This window comes from Bradyrhizobium sp. BTAi1, assembly GCF_000015165.1.
In the GTDB taxonomy this organism is placed as follows: domain Bacteria; phylum Pseudomonadota; class Alphaproteobacteria; order Rhizobiales; family Xanthobacteraceae; genus Bradyrhizobium; species Bradyrhizobium denitrificans.
In genome coordinates this window covers 2580619-2597266 of sequence record NC_009485.1, presented here as the reverse complement: position 1 = coordinate 2597266, position 16648 = coordinate 2580619, and the positions used below count along the sequence as shown (strand labels likewise).

Here is a 16648-nt window from a genome sequence, read left to right as displayed (position 1 = left end):
GCGAGATTCGCTCAGCTTGGCGCAGCGTGGGTGCATCCCCCTCCTATTCGGTCTTGCTGTGGCGGAGCTCGACGGTGGAAAAATCCGTAATCTCGGGAAAGCGCGGGTCGGACGGCGTGTTGCCCTTGACGACGTGGACGACGACGATGCCGGCTGCGGCCGCCGCCTCCAGCTCGCGCGGATTGTCCGAGAAGAAGACGATGCGCGAAGGCCGCGCGCCGATCGTATCGGCGATCGCCTGATAGGACGCCGCCTCGACCTTGGCGCCGATGTCGGTGTCGAAATGTCCGTCGAACAGGCTGCGCAGATCGCCGGCGCTGCTGAACTGAAAGTACTGGATCTGCGCCTGCACCGAGCCGGAGGAAAAGATGTAGAGCGGCAGACCGGCCGCCTTGAAGCGGCGAAGGGCTATCAGCGCATCATCGTAGATGTGGCTGACATAGGCGCCCTCCTTGTAACCGCTCTCCCAGATCCTGCCCTGCAGCTTCTTCAGCGGCGGAATCTTCTGGTCGGCATCCTGCCACGCCAGCAGCGCCGCCACCGGATCGGTGCCGCCGGCTCGCGCCGCGACGTCGGCCAGGATCGCCTCGATCTCCGGGTCGCCGCGCCGGGCCGCGACGAAGTCCGCCATTCGTGCACGGGAATAGCCAAAGAGCACGTCCAGCACGAAGGATTGCGACGCGATGGTGCCCTCGATGTCGAGCAGCACCACCTCCGCGTCCAGAACCAGCGCCATCAGGCGGCGATCTCATATTTCGGGAATGCGTCGGAGATCGCATCGCCGGTGAAATGCGCCACCCAGCCCTCCTGGTTGGTGAACAGCCTGATGCAGGTGAAATCAGCCTCCGGCCCGCCATCGAACCAATGCTTGACGCCGTGCGGCACCGAGAGCAGGTCGCCAGCTTCGCCGACCAGCTGATAGACCTTGTCGTCGAGATGCAGATAGAACGCGCCGGTGCCCTCGACGAAGAAGCGCACTTCGTCCTCGACATGGACGTGTTCCTGCAGAAACTTACCGCGCAACTCCGGCCAGTTCGGATTGCCGGGCTTGATCCGGACCACATCGCCATTGGTGTAGCCGCGCTCCCGCTTCAGGCGGTCGATCTCGTGTCCATAGGCGGACAGCACCTCTTCGTTGCTCGCTCCCGGCGCAATCGGATGCCTCGCCTCCCAGCGCTCGATCCGGGCGCCGAGCGCCGCGACCTTGCCGGCGATGACGTCGAAATCCGACGTCTGCAACAGGACGTGTGACGGATTGCCGGCTTCGTAGACGATCAGTTGGGTCATGATGCATGTCTCCTGAGCGTGAGAATCTGGGTGAACAGCACATCCAGCGCTTCCAGATGCCGGAACGCATCGACTGCCGTATGTCCCCAGGCATAGAGGCCGTGGCCGGCGATGAGATAGCCCGGCGCACGCACGGCGCCGGCAGCGACCGGCGCCGCCAGCCGGGCCGCGACCTCGTTCGCCAGCGCGACGACGTCCTGATCATTGGCGACGACGGGCACCTCCACCACGGTCTCATGGCTGCGGATGCCCGCCAGGGCCTTCTGCAACTCCCAACCGCTCAGCGTCAGCAGCCGTTCGCCACGGTGCAGTTGAGCAAGGACGGTCGCCGACACCGCGTGGGTGTGAAAGACCGCGCCGATCTCGGCATCATCGGCATAGAGCCGCCGATGCAGCTCGGCTTCGGCCGAGCTGCCGGCAACCAGCGGCTGGCTCAGCTGCTGACACAGCACGTCGTTGGGCGTGAGCCGTCCCTTGTCGACACCGGAGCGGGTCACGGCGATCCGCTCGGCATCGACCCGGACCGAAAAATTGCCCGACGTCGCCGGCACCCAGCCGCGCTCGGCCGACCGCCGCCCGGCCTCGATCACGGCATCGATAGCAGTGACGAGCGCCGTATCGGCGATGGCAGGCTGGCGTGCGGACATCGTTCAATCCCTTCATCGTCACGTCGGCCCCTGCGATCGATCGCGTCTGACCGCAGGATCCCCTTGCGCGAGCTCTACGCGGCCTTCTTCGCCGCGTCGCCAGCGCCCACAGCCTTGTCGAGCGCCTGGGTCAGATCGGCCAGAATGTCGTCCGGATGCTCGATCCCGACTGACAGCCGCACATAGCCCGGCGTGACGCCGGCTGCGAGCTGCTCCTCTGGGCTGAGTTGCTGATGCGTGGTGGAGGCCGGGTGGATCGCGAGCGACCGCACGTCGCCGATATTGGCGACGTGATAGAACAATTGCAGCGCGTCGATGAAGCGCCGCCCCACCTCCACACCACCCTTCAGCTCGAACCCGACCAGCGCGCCATAGCCGCCCTTGAGATAGGCATCGGCGCGCCGGCGATTTTCGCCAGTCTGCAGGCCCGGGAAGATGACATTCGAGATCGCCGGATGCTTCGACAGGAAGTCGGCCACCTTGATCGCGTTCTCATTGTGCTGGCGCAGCCGCAGCGGCAAGGTCTCCAATCCCTGGATGAACTGGAACGCGTTCTGCGGCGCAAGCGATGCGCCGAGATCGCGCAGCAGCTTGACCCGCGCGCGCAGGATATAGGCGATCGGACCGAACGGCTTTGCGGCCTCGGTCCAGACCGCGCCGTGATAGGCAGGGTCCGGCTGGGTCAGCAGCGGGAAACGGGCGGCGTACTTCTCCCAGTCGAAGTTGCCACCGTCGATGACCGCGCCGCCAATGCTGGTGCCGTGGCCGCCGATATATTTGGTCGTGGAATAGACCACGATCGCCGCGCCATGTTCGAACGGACGCGCGATCAAGGGCGACGCGGTGTTGTCCAGGATCAGCGGTACGCCGAGCGAGCGGCCGATATCGGCAACCTCCTTGATCGGGAACACGTTCAACTTCGGATTCGGCAGCGTCTCGGCATAATAAGCGCGGGTCTTGTCGTCGGTCGCCCGACGGAAGTTCTCGGGGTCGCTGGGGTCGACGAAGCGCACCTCGATGCCGAACTGCTTCAGCGTCTGCGAAAACAGCGTCCAAGTGCCGCCATAGAGATCGGTCGACGACACGACATTGTCGCCTGCCTGGGCGAGGTTGAAGATGGCAAACGCCGACGCGGTCTGTCCGGACGACACCGCCAGCGCGCCGACACCGCCTTCGATCGCAGCCAGGCGCTCCTCGAAAGCATCCTGGGTCGGGTTCTTGATCCGCGTATAAACCTGCCCGATCTCCTCGAGCGCGAACAGCCGCGAGGCGTGGTCCGCGTTCTGGAACTGGAACGATGTCGTCTGATAGATCGGAACCGCGACCGCGCCCGTGGTCGGATCAGCGCGGTATGACCCGCCGTGCAGGGCGAGCGTCTCGAAGTGCTTGGTTTCGACAGGCATCTCGTTCTCCGTTGAGCTTGAGTGTCGTCCTAATAGGCTGATGCCGGCTCCGATGAGGCCGGTTCTCCCTCGAGCAGATCGGCGTGGTGGCGCCGAGCAACATCCGGATGCGAGCGCAGACGGCTCTTGAGGTAGTTCTTGCCGACGTCGCGAAAGAGCGGATTGAGCGGATCCTGCGTCACGCCTCGCGCGAGCCTGCTCAGCTCAGGCGATAGCTGCAGCGGACGGACCGTGGCATCCAGCCGTGCGCCAAGAAAGAATGCCACCGACAGCCGGTCGGATCCGGCCGGCGGCGAGACCACGCGGTGGACATTGGCACGCAGCAGACCGTTGGAGGCGATCTCCAGGATTTCGCCGATGTTGACCACGAACGATCCCGGCAGCGGAGGCGCTTCGATCCATCCGCCGTCAGCCTCCACCTGAAGCCCGGCGACCTCATCCTGCAAAAGAATGGTCACGAAGCCGGAATCCTTGTGCGCGCCGACACCTTGGTCACTTTGATCCGGGTCGCGGCCGGGATAGCGGATGATCTTCAACAGCTGGTTTGGTACCGGCGTGTAGATCGGCTCGAAGATGTCGTCCGGCTGGTCGAGGGCTGCGGCAAAGGCCCGCAGCACCCGGATCGCCAGCGCAGTCACCTCGGCCTGATAGTGCAGCAGCACGGGGTTCAGATCAGGCAGCGCTGCCGGCCACTGGTTCGGGCCTTGCAGCCGCAGCCACGCGGGCGCGGACCGATCGACCGGCAAGGCCTCACGCTCAGCGCCAATGTCGACCTGCTCACGCCAATCCGGCTTGCCCCGCGTATGCTCAAAGCCCGCCCGGTTATAGCCGCGGAAATGCGGCGACTTGATCATCTCGATGGCGAGCTTGTCCGGCTCGGGTAAGGCAAAGAATTGGCGCGACAGTTTGAGCACATCGCGCGTCAGCGCCGGCCCGATGCCGTGCCCCGTCAAATAGAAGAAGCCCGGCCCCAAGGCCGCCTCGCGCAGGCTGCGCAGGAACACGGAGCGTTCCTCGGCCCCGGCATCGAAGGCGCTGAGATCCAATACTGGAAGTCCGTGAGCCGCTGCCATGACCGCCGTCCTTCCGACTCAGCCTTGCTGCAGCCGATGGGCACGATGCCGGACCATGCCTGTGGCGCCACGCGCCGGCGGCGAGCGCCATCCACGACCGAGCGACATCGACCCGACGCGTGCTCCTCGCGAGGCAGTCACGAAACTCGAAACAGCGGCAAGGTCGGCGCGCACGCAACGGCTCCAGACGAATCTGTGAGATGAGCACTCGCTCCGGGTGCTGGACGAGTGCCGGCCGTGAAGGATGAAGCGATCTGAATGACGTGTCGAGCCGCCTGGAAAAATAGCGACATGCGACCTGTCGCGGCGACGAGAGGCACCAAGTTTTTCTCGCCGCCTTGACGACCGCAGCGCATTTTCTTCTCCTCACGGACCGGGTCGCGGACTCACAGCCGGCGTCGTAGCCAACGTCGGCGACGACGCTGCGGCATGTCGGGAACCACGCACGCATGTTCCGGCGCCACGGTTCCGCAAGGGGCCGTTCCTACCTAGGAGGCCGGCTTCCTCACGATCGTCGAAACCACGATCGGCTTTGGAATCAGACCAAGCGCGAGGAACGTGTCGGCAATCCGCTGCTGCTCGGCGATCACGCTGCTGTCGAGCGGCTTGATGCCGTAGGTCTGGCGCTTCAAGGCGGTCTCGAGCACCGCCGCGGGGATACCGATTCCAGGGCTGAGCTCCTGGGCGACATCGCTGATCTTGTCCTTTGCCCAGTCGTCCAGCTCGCCGATCGCCGCGACCACGGCATCGACGACCTTCGGATTGGCATCCGAGAATTTCTGCCCGGCAAAGTAGAACTGGTGATTAGGCGCCAGTCCCTTGCCGTTCGTCAGCGTGCGCGCGCCGGTCGCGGCCTCCGCCGCAGCAAGGAACGGATCCCAGATCACCCAGGCGTCGACCGAGCCCCGCTCGAACGCAGCCCGCGCATCGGCCGGAGCGAGAAACACAGTCTCGATGTCGGTATACTTCAATCCGGCATTCTCGAGCGCGCGAACCAGCAGATAGTGAACGTTCGAGCCCTTGTTCAGCGCGACCTTCTTGCCCTTGAGATCCGCGACCGACTTGATGGCAGACTCCTTCGGCACCAGGATCGCCTCGCCTTCCGGCGCCGGCGGCTCATGCGCGACGTAGAGGAACGGCGCGCCCGCGGCCTGTGCGAAGATCGGAGGCGTTTCTCCGGCGTGACCGAAATCAATCGACCCGACATTCAGGGCCTCCAACAGCGGCGGCCCCGACGGAAACTCCTTCCACTCGACGCCGTAGCCGAGCGGCTTCAGCTTCTGCTCGAGCCAGCCTTTGCCCTTGAGCAGGATCAGATTGCCGTATTTCTGGAAGCCGATCCGGATCACCTTGCCCTGATCGTCTGCATGCGCGGATGAGGCGACGCAGACGGTAATTGCGAGCGCCATTGCAAGCTGCCCCACGACACCAAAGCGGATACGGAGACCGCGGCTGACCTGTCCACCCATGAGCACCTCGCTGTTGCAGACCATCGGCGCGTCAAGTCGCGCGACTCCACATCCGTCGAATTTCGCCGCTTATATCGCGGGCCTGTTGGAATTGGTTTCCAAAGTTGATCGCGTCGAAAGACCGTTCTTCCCCCGGATAACAGGGTGTCGTCCGGTGTCGTCAAAAGGCGAGCGATAGACCACGACCGTCTCGCCGCAACACGCCGCCCCGCTCGCCGGTACGACCCCAAGATCGCCACCGGCGAGCGCTCCATGATCTCTCGAAGCCTAGTTGCATTAAGCTGCTGACATCACGCTGGCAGCAGGTGACCTGTACTCTGACTGACAGCGTCACCCCCAGAGCCGGGACTGAAACCGACGATGCCTGATCAAGGCAGCCATTCGCGATCCGATCCCGGGTTGCCGCAGTTGGCGGCGACGTCCCGCGGGCAGGTCAGTGGCGCAGTCACCGCACCTCCGCTGGAGGGCGCCGGCAACGACAGGGCCGGCGCCCTGATCGTCGCGATCTCCGCCGTCGCCTTCAGCACGGCAGGATTGTTCACGCGACTGGTCGAGGCGGACGTCTGGACCATGCTGTTCTGGCGCGGACTGTTCGGCGGCATCATGATCGGCGCCTATGTCATCTGGACGGAACGCACGGCACACCGGAAGGCGTTCACTGCCATCGGCTGGGCAGGAGTGCTGACGGCGACCTGCTCGACCGCCGGCACGATCTGCTTCGTTGCGGCGCTACGCATGACCACGGTCGCCGACGTCACCATCGTCTATGCGACAGCTCCCTTCATTGCAGCAGGGATCGCCTGGGTCTGGCCCCGTGAACGTCCGCGCTGCGTCACGCTCGTCGCCAGCGGCCTCGCCCTGCTCGGCGTCGTCATCCTGTCTGCCGCCGCGCTCCCGGCGGCACGGATGCTCGGCAATCTGCTCGCACTCACCATGACGATCCTGCTGGCCTTGATGATGGTCATCAATCGCAGATTCCGGCACGTTTCGATGGTGCCGGCAGCCTGCCTCTCTGCCTTCGCCTGCGCCGTGCTCGTCGCCCCGCTGGCGGACCCCATGAGCGTGACCGGTGCGGACCTCGTTCTCTTGATGTTGTTCGGGACGACGCAGTTCGGAATGGGCCTCCTGCTGCTCACGATCGGCAGTCGCCGAATTCCGGCAGCACGCGCGTCGCTGCTCGGCAATCTGGAGCTGCCGCTTGCGCCACTCTGGATCTGGATTGCGTTCGGCGAACTGCCATCACGATCGACGCTCGTCGGCGGAGCCGTCGTGTGTGCAGCGCTACTGCTCGACCTTGCGGCCGATCAGGCCCCAGGGCGCTGGCTCGGCCGCCCCCCATTGCACCAGAAGGCTCCAGACATGGGGCGTGGTTGAACCGGCGCTCCGTCTTCGGCCAGAGCCTCACGGCGAGCTGCAGGCCATTCTTCCCTGCGCGTGTTGACTCCTGGATGTTCATTGCACGGAAACGGCCCGGCAAAGCCGAGCTTTTCTTCTCTTGGTGAGAACGTGGCGCGCGCTTGATTCGGAGCGCCATCGCATGCATCGTCGTCGTCATCATCGATTGCTCAAGGGATCTGCCGATGCGTGCCGCGCTCCTGGCTCTGCTGCTGCTCCTTCCCACCGGCACGCTCTACGCCGAGCCGTTGTGGCAGACGCTGCCGCCGACTCCGGCACCTGTCTCGGGCGTTAGAAGCGGCCGCGCAGCGATCAATGGCATCAGCCTGTACTACGGGACCATCGGACAAGGGTCGCCGGTGGTCCTGCTGCATGGAGGCCTGTCGAACTCCGACTATTGGGGCCATCAAGTCAAGGCGCTTGCCCGCACGCACCGCGTCATCATCGTGGACAGCCGCGGCCATGGACGCAGCACGCGCGATGCCCGCCCCTACGGCTACGATCTCATGGCCGACGACGTGGTCGCGCTGCTCGACAAGCTCAGCATCCGCAAGGCCGATATCGTCGGCTGGAGCGACGGCGCAATTCTCGGCCTGGATCTCGCGATCCGCCATCCCGAGCGGGTCAGAAAGGTGTTCGCGTTCGCCGCCAATACGCTCACATCCGGCGTGCAGGAGGGCGTGGAGAAGAACCCGGTGTTCGCCCGCTTCATCGAGCGGGCCCGAGGTGAATATGCCAAGCTGTCCGCCACGCCCGGGGATTACGACGCCTTCGTCGCGCAGATCACCCGGATGTGGGAGAGCGAGCCGAACTGGACCGACGGGCAGCTGCAATCGATCCGCGCAACCGTGCTGGTGGTGGACGGCGATCACGACGAGGCCATCAAGCGCGCTCACACCGAATACATCGCCGCCACGATACCCAATGCCGGCCTGCTGATCCTGCCGAATACCAGCCATTTCGCGTTCCTGCAGGATCCCGAGCTGTTCAATGCCGCCCTGCTGCATTTCCTCGATGGCGAATGAGGCCGGCACCGCGCGAGCGACCGGCGATCGCTGGTGCGCGGACGTGCATGACGGCTGCCGACAAGCCAAATAGGCAGCGAGACTACAGCCTCAGTCCGGCTTGGCGCAGCAGCGGCCGGCCTGCGCCGGGCTGAAATCGAACCCGGCCGCGAGCACGACATGCGCGGTCAAGCCGAAGGCAACGGCACCTGTCGGTGCACGTGATATAATTATTCCTGCGATCTCCTTGATCGAGCAGCGAGGCGAATGGCCGGCCTGCCTCGCAGCCGGCCGTCGGAAGGACGTCTCTCCATCAGCTGATCGGGTTTGTCGGAGACATCAGGACTTGGGAAGCCCCGGCGGGTTGGTCCGCGACTGGCCGATGGCTTCGGACGACAATCCCCAGCGGGCGAGAACCTTGGCGTAGGTGCCGCTCTTGATCTGGGCGTTGAGCGCCACGGTGACGGCCTCGGCAAGCCCGCTTCCCTTGCGTGTCACCACCGCAATCTCGGCATCGAGCGGCCAGCCACCCTTGACGGTGCCGACGAGCCTCGTCTTGCCGGTTTGCGCGGCGTTGAAGGCCTCGAATGCGTTGGGCGTCAGATAGGTGTCGGCGCGACCCGACTGCAGCGCGAGCGAGCGCACTGCGCCATCGTCGTAGTACTGGAGGTCGGTCGGCGGCAGCCCGGCGTCCTTGTTCTGCTTCAGCCAATTGAGCAGGATCTGCTCCTGGCTGGTGCCGGAGCTGACGATCACCTTCAGGCCCGCGACATCCTTCGGCTCGGCGATCGACTTGATCTTGTCGTTGTCGGACTTGACGTAGAAGCCAAGCACATCCTGGCGATAGGTTGAGAAGTCGAACTTCTCCTTGCGCGCCTCGGTCACCGTGACGTTGGAGATGACGGCATCGAATCTGCCCGACACCAGCCCCAGCGGCCAGTCGGCCCAGGCGATCGGCACCAACTCGAGCTTCAGGCCGAGGCTGTCGGCGACGATCTGCGCAATGTCAGCCTCGTTGCCGACGACCGTCCTTGTATCGGACGCGTAGGCGCCGAGCGGCAGCAGATTAGTCGCGGCGATCCCCACCGTCAGTGTCCTCTCCTTGACGAACTTGAAGTCCTTGGGAACAGCGGCGATCGCCTCAGGCACCTTCTCCGAGCGCGGCCGGTCCTTCTGCTCCGGCGACAGGTCCGGCGTGATGGCGTACAGCGCGGGCGACAGCGCGCCGGCCAAGACTGCGGTCGTCGCTGCGACCATGGCATATCTGAAGATCCTGATCATCGGTCAAATCACTCCCGGCTTGAATTGAAAGGCGAGGCCACAGCGTCACAGAACCTTGGCGAGGAATTCCCGCACGCGGGGCTGATCGGCATGGGCGAAGATCTTGTCCGGCGGCCCGGTCTCGACGATGCGGCCGGCCTCCATGAAAACGACCGTGTCGGCGACTTCGCGCGCAAAGCCGATCTCGTGGCTGACGACAATGAGCGTCGTTCCGCTGCGCGCGAGCTCGCGGATGACGTCGAGCACCTCGTTGACGAGCTCGGGGTCGAGCGCCGAGGTCGGCTCATCGAACAGCAGGACCTTCGGCCGCAACGCCAGGGCGCGAGCGATCGCGATGCGCTGCTGCTGGCCGCCGGAAAGCTGGCGGGGATAGGCGTTAGCCTTGTCGGACAGACCGACACGCGCCAGCAGGTCGAGCGCCAGCGACCGCGCTGCGGCTTTCGACACGCCGTGCGCCAGAGGCGCCTCGACGATGTTCTGCAGAACAGTCAAATGCGGGAACAGATTGAAGTTCTGGAACACCATGCCGACGCCGGTCCGCTGCGCCAGCACATCACGCTCCTTGAGCTCATAGAGCGTGTCGCCCTGCTGGCGGTAGCCGATGAAATGGCCATCGATCCAGATCAGTCCGGCATCGACGCGTTCGAGATGGTTGATCGTCCTGAGCAGCGTGGACTTGCCCGAGCCAGACTGCCCGAGAATGACGGTGACGCTGCCTGCCGGGATCTCCAGCGACACGTCGTCGAGCACCTTCAGTGCGCCGAAGCTCTTCGATACGCCCTGAATGGAGACGTGCGCCCCCCGCTTCTGATCGCCGACCCACGACGCATGACCCTGGCCAGCCGCGACACTGCCTGTCGCCTGGGCCGGCGCCGGCGCTGATACCTCGGAAGCAGCGGTCTTGCGCGACAGCCGGGCGAACAAAGACGGCGGCGGATTGCGCAGAGCCCCGCGGGCGAAATGGCGTTCGACCTGGAACTGCAGCGCCGACAACACGGTCAGGATGATCAGATACCAGACGGTTGCCACCATCAGCAGCGGAATGACTTCCAGATTGCGGTGGAAGATCACCTGCACCGTATAGAACAGCTCCGGCAGCGCCAGGATGTAAACGTTGGAGGTTCCCTTCGCCAATCCAATGATGTCGTTGAAGGCGCCCGGCAGAATCGATCGCATCGCCTGCGGCAGGATGATGCGGAACGTCTGGCGCGACCGCGGCAGGCCGAGCGCTGCAGCAGCCTCGTACTGCCCGTGATCGACCGACAGGATGCCGCCACGAATGATCTCCGCGGCAAACGCCGCCTGATTGAGCGCAAGCCCGAGCACCGCCGCAGCGAACGGACTGATCAGCTGGGTCGTCGAATACGAGAAGAAGGTGATGCTGGTATAGGGAATGCCGATCCAGATCTTCTCGTAGAGATAGCCGAGATTGTTGAGAATCAGCAGCAGCACGATCAGCGGGATGGACCGGAAGATCCAGATGTAGGTCCAGGCGAGACCGGCCAGCAGCGAGGATCGCGAAACCCGCGCCAGTGCCAGCGCGCCGCCGAGGAGAAACCCGGACAGCGCGCCAAGTGCGGTCAGCAGCAGGGTTCGGCCAAGGCCGACCAGGATCGGCTCGGCGAAGAACCATTCCGCAAACACGCCCCAGCCCCAGCGCGGATTGCCCAGGACCGAATTGAGCACCGCGGCGATGATGATGATGGAAAATACCGTGCCGATCGCACGCGCCGGGTAGCGCGCGGGCACGATGCGATAGCTGGTCCTGGACGCTCCAGACGACGCGCTTGCCTTCGCGAGGCCCCGGCTGAAGTCGGACACGACTGTCATGGTTCTTCTCATCAGTCCGCGCGACAGCGGGCCGTTTGCAGCCAGCGCCCGTTTCCCCGCAGCAGGCACCACGCGCCAGGTGCATCCGCGCCCATCCGTGTCCGCAAACGCCCGTCGTTCGGATTGTTCACACCGTTATCCTAGAGCCATCGAACCTGGTGAACGTGAAGCCGTCGAACGGCTCGGCAAATGTTGCGCGCTGCTCGCGCAGCAGGGTGATCGCGAGGTTTTCACCTTGGGGAAAGGATGCTGCTGCATCGGAGCGCCAGTGAATGCCGCCCCAGGTCCGACCGCCGGAATAGTTCAACGCGAGCTTGTTCAATTCCCCTCCGATCGTGAGCGCCGGCCCCTGATACGGCAGTTGCACTGCTCGGGTCGGCCGGATCGACATGGGCCACGCTGCCGCGGAACAGCGTCTGAGGCGTGACGCGGCCATTGACCTTTGGTCCTTGGAACGCGGCTGCTGCCGGCAGTTGGAACTGCGATGCATTGAGGCCGTCGAGGCTCACCGCGAGCGTACCGACCGGATTGACGAGCTTGCGCGTGCCACCGAGCTGGATCTTCTCGAAGTTTGAAGGGGCACGCGTGGCGAACGCGACGTTCGCCAGACGCCATGCCTCCGCGCTGACCTCGCCGCGTTCGTCATGCGGCAGACCCCTTGTGTCCGAGCCGATCGCATTGGCATAGCGCTGCTGATCACCCTTGTGAGGGTGAGGTGGAATCGGGGTATTTGCGACCTCGCGCGCCAGATTCTGGCGCAATTCGACGGCGCGGCGGCGGAAGCCTACGTCATAGCTGGAGGCAGCCGTCCATGGACCTTCGGACGTGCGCGCGGCCGGTTTGTCTTCGGCTGACGCAACGACTGCCGATCCGGTTGCGGCAAGGAGCGCGAACGCGCCGGCTCCAATGAACTCGCGGCGACTCCCCTGATTTCGATCGGCCGCGTCGACCGGTGAAGATGCGTTTCGTGACACCCCGTCGGACATGTTCGCCTCCCGCTCTGCATCCCTGCGTCGAAACCGGCTTCGCAGACCATCGAGCGTAGAGGCTTGCAGCAAATGATGTCTATGATTTTTATATACTATAATGCAGCCCGCCGCGGTTGCTCCGTTTTCTGAATGAGGCATCACGGGAAGAGTTTTCATTCGACCACCCGGAGTGAAGCTGTCGGGACCGAGCGATGCGGCGTGAGAAGCTTGCGCATGAGAGAACATCGGACGCTTCCGGGAAGAATGAATGAGCTATCAACAGTCCCGCCCAAGGCATGACACAGCTCAACGCACGCCCGACTTGAAAGACCGTTCTCTTTCGAATCTTCGATGGAGCAGCGGACGTTCCTGCGCTATCACGCGCGCCGCACCTCCTGATGCAGCCCAGATCACACGCCATGCCCCGCGATCCCATCGTCGACCCACAAGACCTCCCGTCCTTGGGGCCGTTCCATCTCCTCGACGCGCGGGATCCGGCGGCCTTCGCGCTCAGCCATCCCGCGCGCGCCGTGCGGGTACCGCTCGAAACCTGGGAGGCCGCGGCAAAGTCTGGCGAGACGTCGTTCGAGAACGTCGCCTATTGGGCGCAGGCGATCGGCGCGCTCGGCGTAAGCGCGGTCATTCCCGCCATCGTCTACGATGATGGACGCATGACAGAGGCGGCCCGTGTCTGGTTCATCCTGCAGTATTTTGGCGTCGCGGCGAAACTCCTGAACGGCGGATGGCCCACGCTGCAGAGCAAGGATGACGTGCTGGCCGGGGCTATCGCGCCGTTGAATTCGGTGACCTTCGACGCTCGTCCGGGAGCCGGTCCCGTGGGGCTCATCGATCGGCACGCTCTGAGGTCGCAGCTGGACGACGTCCGGATTTTCGATGCCCGCACCTCTGGCGAGTTCAACGGCACGGATCTTCGGCGCAATGCGCGCGGCGGCCACCTGCCGGGGGCGACGCTCGTCCCGCACGCCGATCTGCTCGATCGAGGTCAGTTGAAGTCCCCGGGTGAGCTTCGTCGTCTGCTTGCTGAGGCGGGCTTTGTCGGCGGAGACCACGTCGTGACGCATTGTGACGGCGGCGGCCGTGCGGCGCTTGCAGCCGCAGCCGCCGTCCGCGCCGGATTTAACGACGTCCGGGCCTACTATCTCAGCTTCGCCGACTGGACGGCGGACGAGAGCTGCCCTGTGGTTCAGGACCCGCCCGGCGCTTCGTGACGAGCTTGAGGTTCGCCTGCCCCTTGCCGATCAAGAGGCGCTGCAGACGTTCACTGCAGAAGGCCAAGTGCGATGCTGCAGGGATCATCGGACGCGCTACACCTTTTGACTGGGTGCCGCCTGTCGATGACCGCCGCCGTCAGCGTGAATTCAGCCTCTGCATTGAGTTGGGTCAGGCGTTCGATGGCACGATCGATTGGCTGTGCAGGCGATACAGGACAGAGAAGGAATACACTGAGAAGATATCGCCCCGGTCGCAGCACGATCGTGAGCGCGTCGTGCGGATGATCTGCCACCCAGTCGGCAAACCAGCCCACAATTTCCATAAGAGGGGGATACCCAATTTCCAAATTCGACCGAGAACACCACACGGATGCATGCAAATTTATTCAGTAATATCAATTGACTAACCTGGCTGGGGCGGGAGGGATCGAACCTCCGAATGGCGGAATCAAAATCCGCTGCCTTACCGCTTGGCTACGCCCCATCAGGCCTGCCGGATCGGACTGGCACGTAAGCGCCATGCGATTCCGGGTCGGCGCCCGTGGTCTACCGACCGCGCCCGCCCTTTTCAACCGCCGCGCCGCAGGAATTTTGCGGCGCCGCCCGGTGATCCGACGTCCCCGCCAATTCGTCAATGCTGGCAAGCCCTTATCCCGCCCGCCCGGAGCCGCCGCGGCGGCCCGCCGCGGGCCTGTGCGAAAAAGTTGAGGCCCGGCCGGTTTCATGGGATGACGGCGGCCAAATCGGCAAATTCGACCTTTGAGGACACGCCATGACCTATCGCGCCCCGCTCAACGACATGCTGCTCGCCCTCAATCATGGCGCCGGGCTGAAGGCGGCGGTCGAGGCCGGTCATTACGGCGATTTCGACCCCGACATCACCGCCGCCGTGCTCGAGGAGGCCGGCAAGTTCGCCACCGACGTGCTGGCCCCGCTGAACAAGGTCGGCGACAGGAACGGCGTCAAGCTCGCCGACAAGAAGGTCACCACCGCCCCCGGCTGGCCGGATGCGTATAAGCGCTGGACCGAGGCCGGCTGGAACGCCGTGTCCGGCCCGGAGACCCATGGCGGCCAGGGCCTGCCGCTCGCCATCAACGCTGCCTGCACCGAGATCTGGAGCGCAGCCAACGTCGCCTTCGGCCTGTGTCCGCTGCTGACGCTCTCGGCCATCGAGGCGCTCGACGCCCATGGCAGCCAGGAACTGAAGGACATCTATCTCGGCAAGCTGATCTCCGGCGAATGGACCGGCACCATGCAGCTGACCGAGCCGCAGGCCGGCTCCGACGTCGGCGCCTTGCGCACCCGCGCCGAGCGCGCCCCCGACGGCAGCTACCGCATCACCGGCAGCAAGATCTTCATCACCTATGGCGACCACGACATGACCGACAACATCGTGCATTTCGTGCTCGCGCGGCTGCCGGACGCGCCGGCCGGCACCAAGGGCATTTCGCTCTTCCTCATTCCGAAATTCCTCGTCAACAAGGACGGCTCGCTCGGCGCCCGCAACGACATCTATCCGAGCGGCATCGAGCACAAGCTCGGCATGCACGCCTCGCCGACCTGCACCATGACGATGGGCGACCATGGCGGCGCCATCGGCTATCTCATCGGCCAAGAGAATGCCGGCATGCGCTGCATGTTCACGATGATGAACCAGGCCCGGCTCGGCGTCGGCCTCGAAGGCGTCGGCGTCGCCGATCGCGCCTATCAGCAGGCGCTCGCCTATGCGCAGGACCGCAAGCAGGGCCGCGCCGTCGGCAGCAAGGGCAGCGGCTCGGACGCGATCATCGCCCATCCCGACGTCAAGCGCATGCTGATGCAGATGCGCTCGCTGACAGCCGCCTCGCGCTCGATCTGCTACGCGACCGCGGTGGCGCTCGATGTCGCCGTGCGCGCCAAGGATCCGGCCGTCCGCGCGGAAGCCGCCGCGCGCGGCGCGCTGCTGACGCCGATCGCCAAGGCCTTCTCGACCGACATCGGCAACGAGGTCGCCTATCTCGGCGTCCAGATCCATGGCGGCATGGGCTTCATCGAGGAGACCGGCGCCGCCCAGCATTATCGCGACGCCCGCATCACCGCGATCTATGAGGGCACCAACGGCATCCAGGCGATCGACCTCGTGACACGCAAACTGGGCGCGAATGGCGGCGCCTCGGTGTTCAAGCTGCTGGACGAGCTCACCGACATCGTCCGCCGTGTCGAGGCCTCGAACGACCCGGCCTTCGGCACCACCGGCGCCAAGCTGCGCGAGGCGCTGAGCGCGCTCGAGCGTTCCAGCCGCTGGCTGTTGGAGAAGCTCGGCACCGCACCGAACGACGCGCTCGCCGGCGCCACGCCTTATCTCCGCCTGTTCGGCTCGGCGCTCGGCGGCTGCATGCTGGCCAATGAGGCGCTCGCCGCGCGCAGCGAGAACGAGACCGCGGGTGCGCGTCATGTGGCGCTGGCGCGGTTCTTTGCCGAGACGTTTGCCGTGCAGGCGCCGTCGCTGGAAAAGACCGTTACCGACGGCGCGGACGCAGTGCTCGCGGCGGAGGCCGTGCTGGTGGCGTGAGTTCGGCTTCGGCCGACGTCGCGCCGCTTTGACATCCTTGTGTCGCGACTGATGGCTGGGCTCACACCCTCCCCTGGAGGGCAGGGTGTGCACCGCGCTCGCAATGACGCACGTGGCAAACTCCTGATCCACAATCACAAACAGCACCGTGACGAGATGAGCATCCGCGTTCTCGCGACGCAGCGCGCGCCCGAGCTATGCCCTTTCATTCCCGCCCTCTCCGAATGGAGGGCGCGAGGAAGGCCGGACCTCGGCTGAGGCCCGTGGCCCGCCTGCAGCAAAAAAAGCAGGCGGCAGTCACCACAGGTACAGCCGGACAGACCGGCCCTCCCCGCGCGATGGTTTTAACAGGCTATAGCGCGCTCTCCCTGGTGCGCCGGCTTTCTGGCCACCATGTCGCGCAATGTGCTGTGCGCACATCACGCTCGATACTAGCTTCGGAGTATCAGGACCACGCGCCTTGACCGTCCGCGAGGCCGGCGTTCGCCCGTGCTGATCGCACGCCGCC

Annotated in this window: 13 protein-coding genes and 1 tRNA gene; 4 read left to right on the top strand and 10 right to left on the bottom strand. The window is 64.9% G+C overall.

Annotated features, from left to right (window positions below; translation table 11 throughout):
- Positions 1-43 precede the first annotated feature (43 nt).
- The 6 genes from mtnC to BBTA_RS11690 form a co-directional block, all read right to left on the bottom strand.
- On the bottom strand, positions 44-736 hold the full coding sequence (gene mtnC / locus BBTA_RS11715) for an acireductone synthase (RefSeq protein ID WP_012042700.1): 693 nt from the start codon (positions 734-736) through the stop codon (positions 44-46).
- The gene (locus BBTA_RS11710) at positions 736-1287 is read right to left on the bottom strand and encodes an acireductone dioxygenase (protein ID WP_012042699.1); all 552 of its coding nucleotides are present in this window, start codon (positions 1285-1287) and stop codon (positions 736-738) included. Before BBTA_RS11710 ends, mtnC begins: the two co-directional genes overlap by 1 nt.
- A complete protein-coding gene (gene mtnB / locus BBTA_RS11705) occupies positions 1284-1934 on the bottom strand; it encodes a methylthioribulose 1-phosphate dehydratase (RefSeq protein WP_012042698.1) in 651 nt (216 codons plus the stop codon). The genes BBTA_RS11710 and mtnB overlap by 4 nt, the downstream gene beginning before the upstream one ends.
- A 74-nt stretch (positions 1935-2008) precedes the next feature.
- The gene (locus tag BBTA_RS11700) at positions 2009-3337 is read right to left on the bottom strand and encodes an O-acetylhomoserine aminocarboxypropyltransferase/cysteine synthase family protein (protein ID WP_012042697.1); all 1329 of its coding nucleotides are present in this window, start codon (positions 3335-3337) and stop codon (positions 2009-2011) included.
- A gap of 29 nt (positions 3338-3366) precedes the next feature.
- The gene (locus tag BBTA_RS11695) at positions 3367-4410 is read right to left on the bottom strand and encodes an isopenicillin N synthase family oxygenase (RefSeq protein WP_012042696.1); all 1044 of its coding nucleotides are present in this window, start codon (positions 4408-4410) and stop codon (positions 3367-3369) included.
- A 488-nt stretch (positions 4411-4898) separates the two neighbouring features.
- Positions 4899-5879, bottom strand: coding sequence for a sulfonate ABC transporter substrate-binding protein (locus tag BBTA_RS11690; RefSeq protein WP_049795488.1), 981 nt, complete (start codon positions 5877-5879; stop codon positions 4899-4901).
- 360 nt (positions 5880-6239) lie between these two features.
- Here BBTA_RS11690 and BBTA_RS11685 point away from each other — a divergent pair, with 360 nt between their 5' ends.
- Together BBTA_RS11685 and BBTA_RS11680 are read left to right on the top strand one after the other, a co-directional pair.
- The gene (locus BBTA_RS11685) at positions 6240-7253 is read left to right on the top strand and encodes a DMT family transporter (protein WP_012042694.1); all 1014 of its coding nucleotides are present in this window, start codon (positions 6240-6242) and stop codon (positions 7251-7253) included.
- Positions 7254-7459: 206 nt separating this feature from the next.
- Complete coding sequence (locus tag BBTA_RS11680; protein ID WP_012042693.1) at positions 7460-8299, top strand: alpha/beta fold hydrolase; 840 nt, start codon at positions 7460-7462, stop codon at positions 8297-8299.
- A 318-nt stretch (positions 8300-8617) separates the two neighbouring features.
- Here the strand turns inward: BBTA_RS11680 and BBTA_RS11675 are convergent, their stop codons facing one another.
- The 3 genes from BBTA_RS11675 to BBTA_RS39700 all read right to left on the bottom strand — a co-directional run bounded on the left by BBTA_RS11675 (position 8618) and on the right by BBTA_RS39700 (position 12375).
- The gene (locus tag BBTA_RS11675; protein ID WP_012042692.1) at positions 8618-9559 is read right to left on the bottom strand and encodes an ABC transporter substrate-binding protein; all 942 of its coding nucleotides are present in this window, start codon (positions 9557-9559) and stop codon (positions 8618-8620) included.
- Positions 9560-9604: 45 nt separating this feature from the next.
- Positions 9605-11389, bottom strand: coding sequence for an amino acid ABC transporter permease/ATP-binding protein (locus BBTA_RS41730; RefSeq protein WP_148221430.1), 1785 nt, complete (start codon positions 11387-11389; stop codon positions 9605-9607).
- Between the two features lie 230 nt (positions 11390-11619).
- Complete coding sequence (locus tag BBTA_RS39700; RefSeq protein WP_201767756.1) at positions 11620-12375, bottom strand: hypothetical protein; 756 nt, start codon at positions 12373-12375, stop codon at positions 11620-11622.
- A 401-nt stretch (positions 12376-12776) separates the two neighbouring features.
- On the opposite strand from BBTA_RS39700, the gene BBTA_RS11645 reads away from it, so the two are divergent.
- Entirely contained in the window at positions 12777-13586 is an 810-nt protein-coding gene (locus BBTA_RS11645) for a sulfurtransferase (protein WP_148221429.1), read from the top strand.
- 412 nt (positions 13587-13998) lie between these two features.
- Here BBTA_RS11645 and BBTA_RS11640 read toward each other — a convergent pair.
- Positions 13999-14073: transfer RNA gene (locus BBTA_RS11640), tRNA-Gln, on the bottom strand.
- A 288-nt stretch (positions 14074-14361) separates the two neighbouring features.
- Between BBTA_RS11640 and BBTA_RS11635 the strand changes: the two genes are divergently transcribed.
- Positions 14362-16140, top strand: coding sequence for an acyl-CoA dehydrogenase (locus tag BBTA_RS11635; RefSeq protein WP_012042687.1), 1779 nt, complete (start codon positions 14362-14364; stop codon positions 16138-16140).
- The last annotated feature ends 508 nt before the right edge of the window (positions 16141-16648 follow it).

Coding starts and splice junctions, on each gene's coding strand:
- mtnC (WP_012042700.1), bottom strand. CDS start 736: ATGGCGCTGGTTCTGGACGCGGAGGTGGTGCTGCTCGACATCGAGGGC.
- BBTA_RS11710 (WP_012042699.1), bottom strand. CDS start 1,287: ATGACCCAACTGATCGTCTACGAAGCCGGCAATCCGTCACACGTCCTG.
- mtnB (WP_012042698.1), bottom strand. CDS start 1,934: ATGTCCGCACGCCAGCCTGCCATCGCCGATACGGCGCTCGTCACTGCT.
- BBTA_RS11700 (WP_012042697.1), bottom strand. CDS start 3,337: ATGCCTGTCGAAACCAAGCACTTCGAGACGCTCGCCCTGCACGGCGGG.
- BBTA_RS11695 (WP_012042696.1), bottom strand. CDS start 4,410: ATGGCAGCGGCTCACGGACTTCCAGTATTGGATCTCAGCGCCTTCGAT.
- BBTA_RS11690 (WP_049795488.1), bottom strand. CDS start 5,879: ATGGGTGGACAGGTCAGCCGCGGTCTCCGTATCCGCTTTGGTGTCGTG.
- BBTA_RS11685 (WP_012042694.1), top strand. CDS start 6,240: ATGCCTGATCAAGGCAGCCATTCGCGATCCGATCCCGGGTTGCCGCAG.
- BBTA_RS11680 (WP_012042693.1), top strand. CDS start 7,460: ATGCGTGCCGCGCTCCTGGCTCTGCTGCTGCTCCTTCCCACCGGCACG.
- BBTA_RS11675 (WP_012042692.1), bottom strand. CDS start 9,559: ATGATCAGGATCTTCAGATATGCCATGGTCGCAGCGACGACCGCAGTC.
- BBTA_RS41730 (WP_148221430.1), bottom strand. CDS start 11,389: ATGACAGTCGTGTCCGACTTCAGCCGGGGCCTCGCGAAGGCAAGCGCG.
- BBTA_RS39700 (WP_201767756.1), bottom strand. CDS start 12,375: ATGTCCGACGGGGTGTCACGAAACGCATCTTCACCGGTCGACGCGGCC.
- BBTA_RS11645 (WP_148221429.1), top strand. CDS start 12,777: ATGCCCCGCGATCCCATCGTCGACCCACAAGACCTCCCGTCCTTGGGG.
- BBTA_RS11635 (WP_012042687.1), top strand. CDS start 14,362: ATGACCTATCGCGCCCCGCTCAACGACATGCTGCTCGCCCTCAATCAT.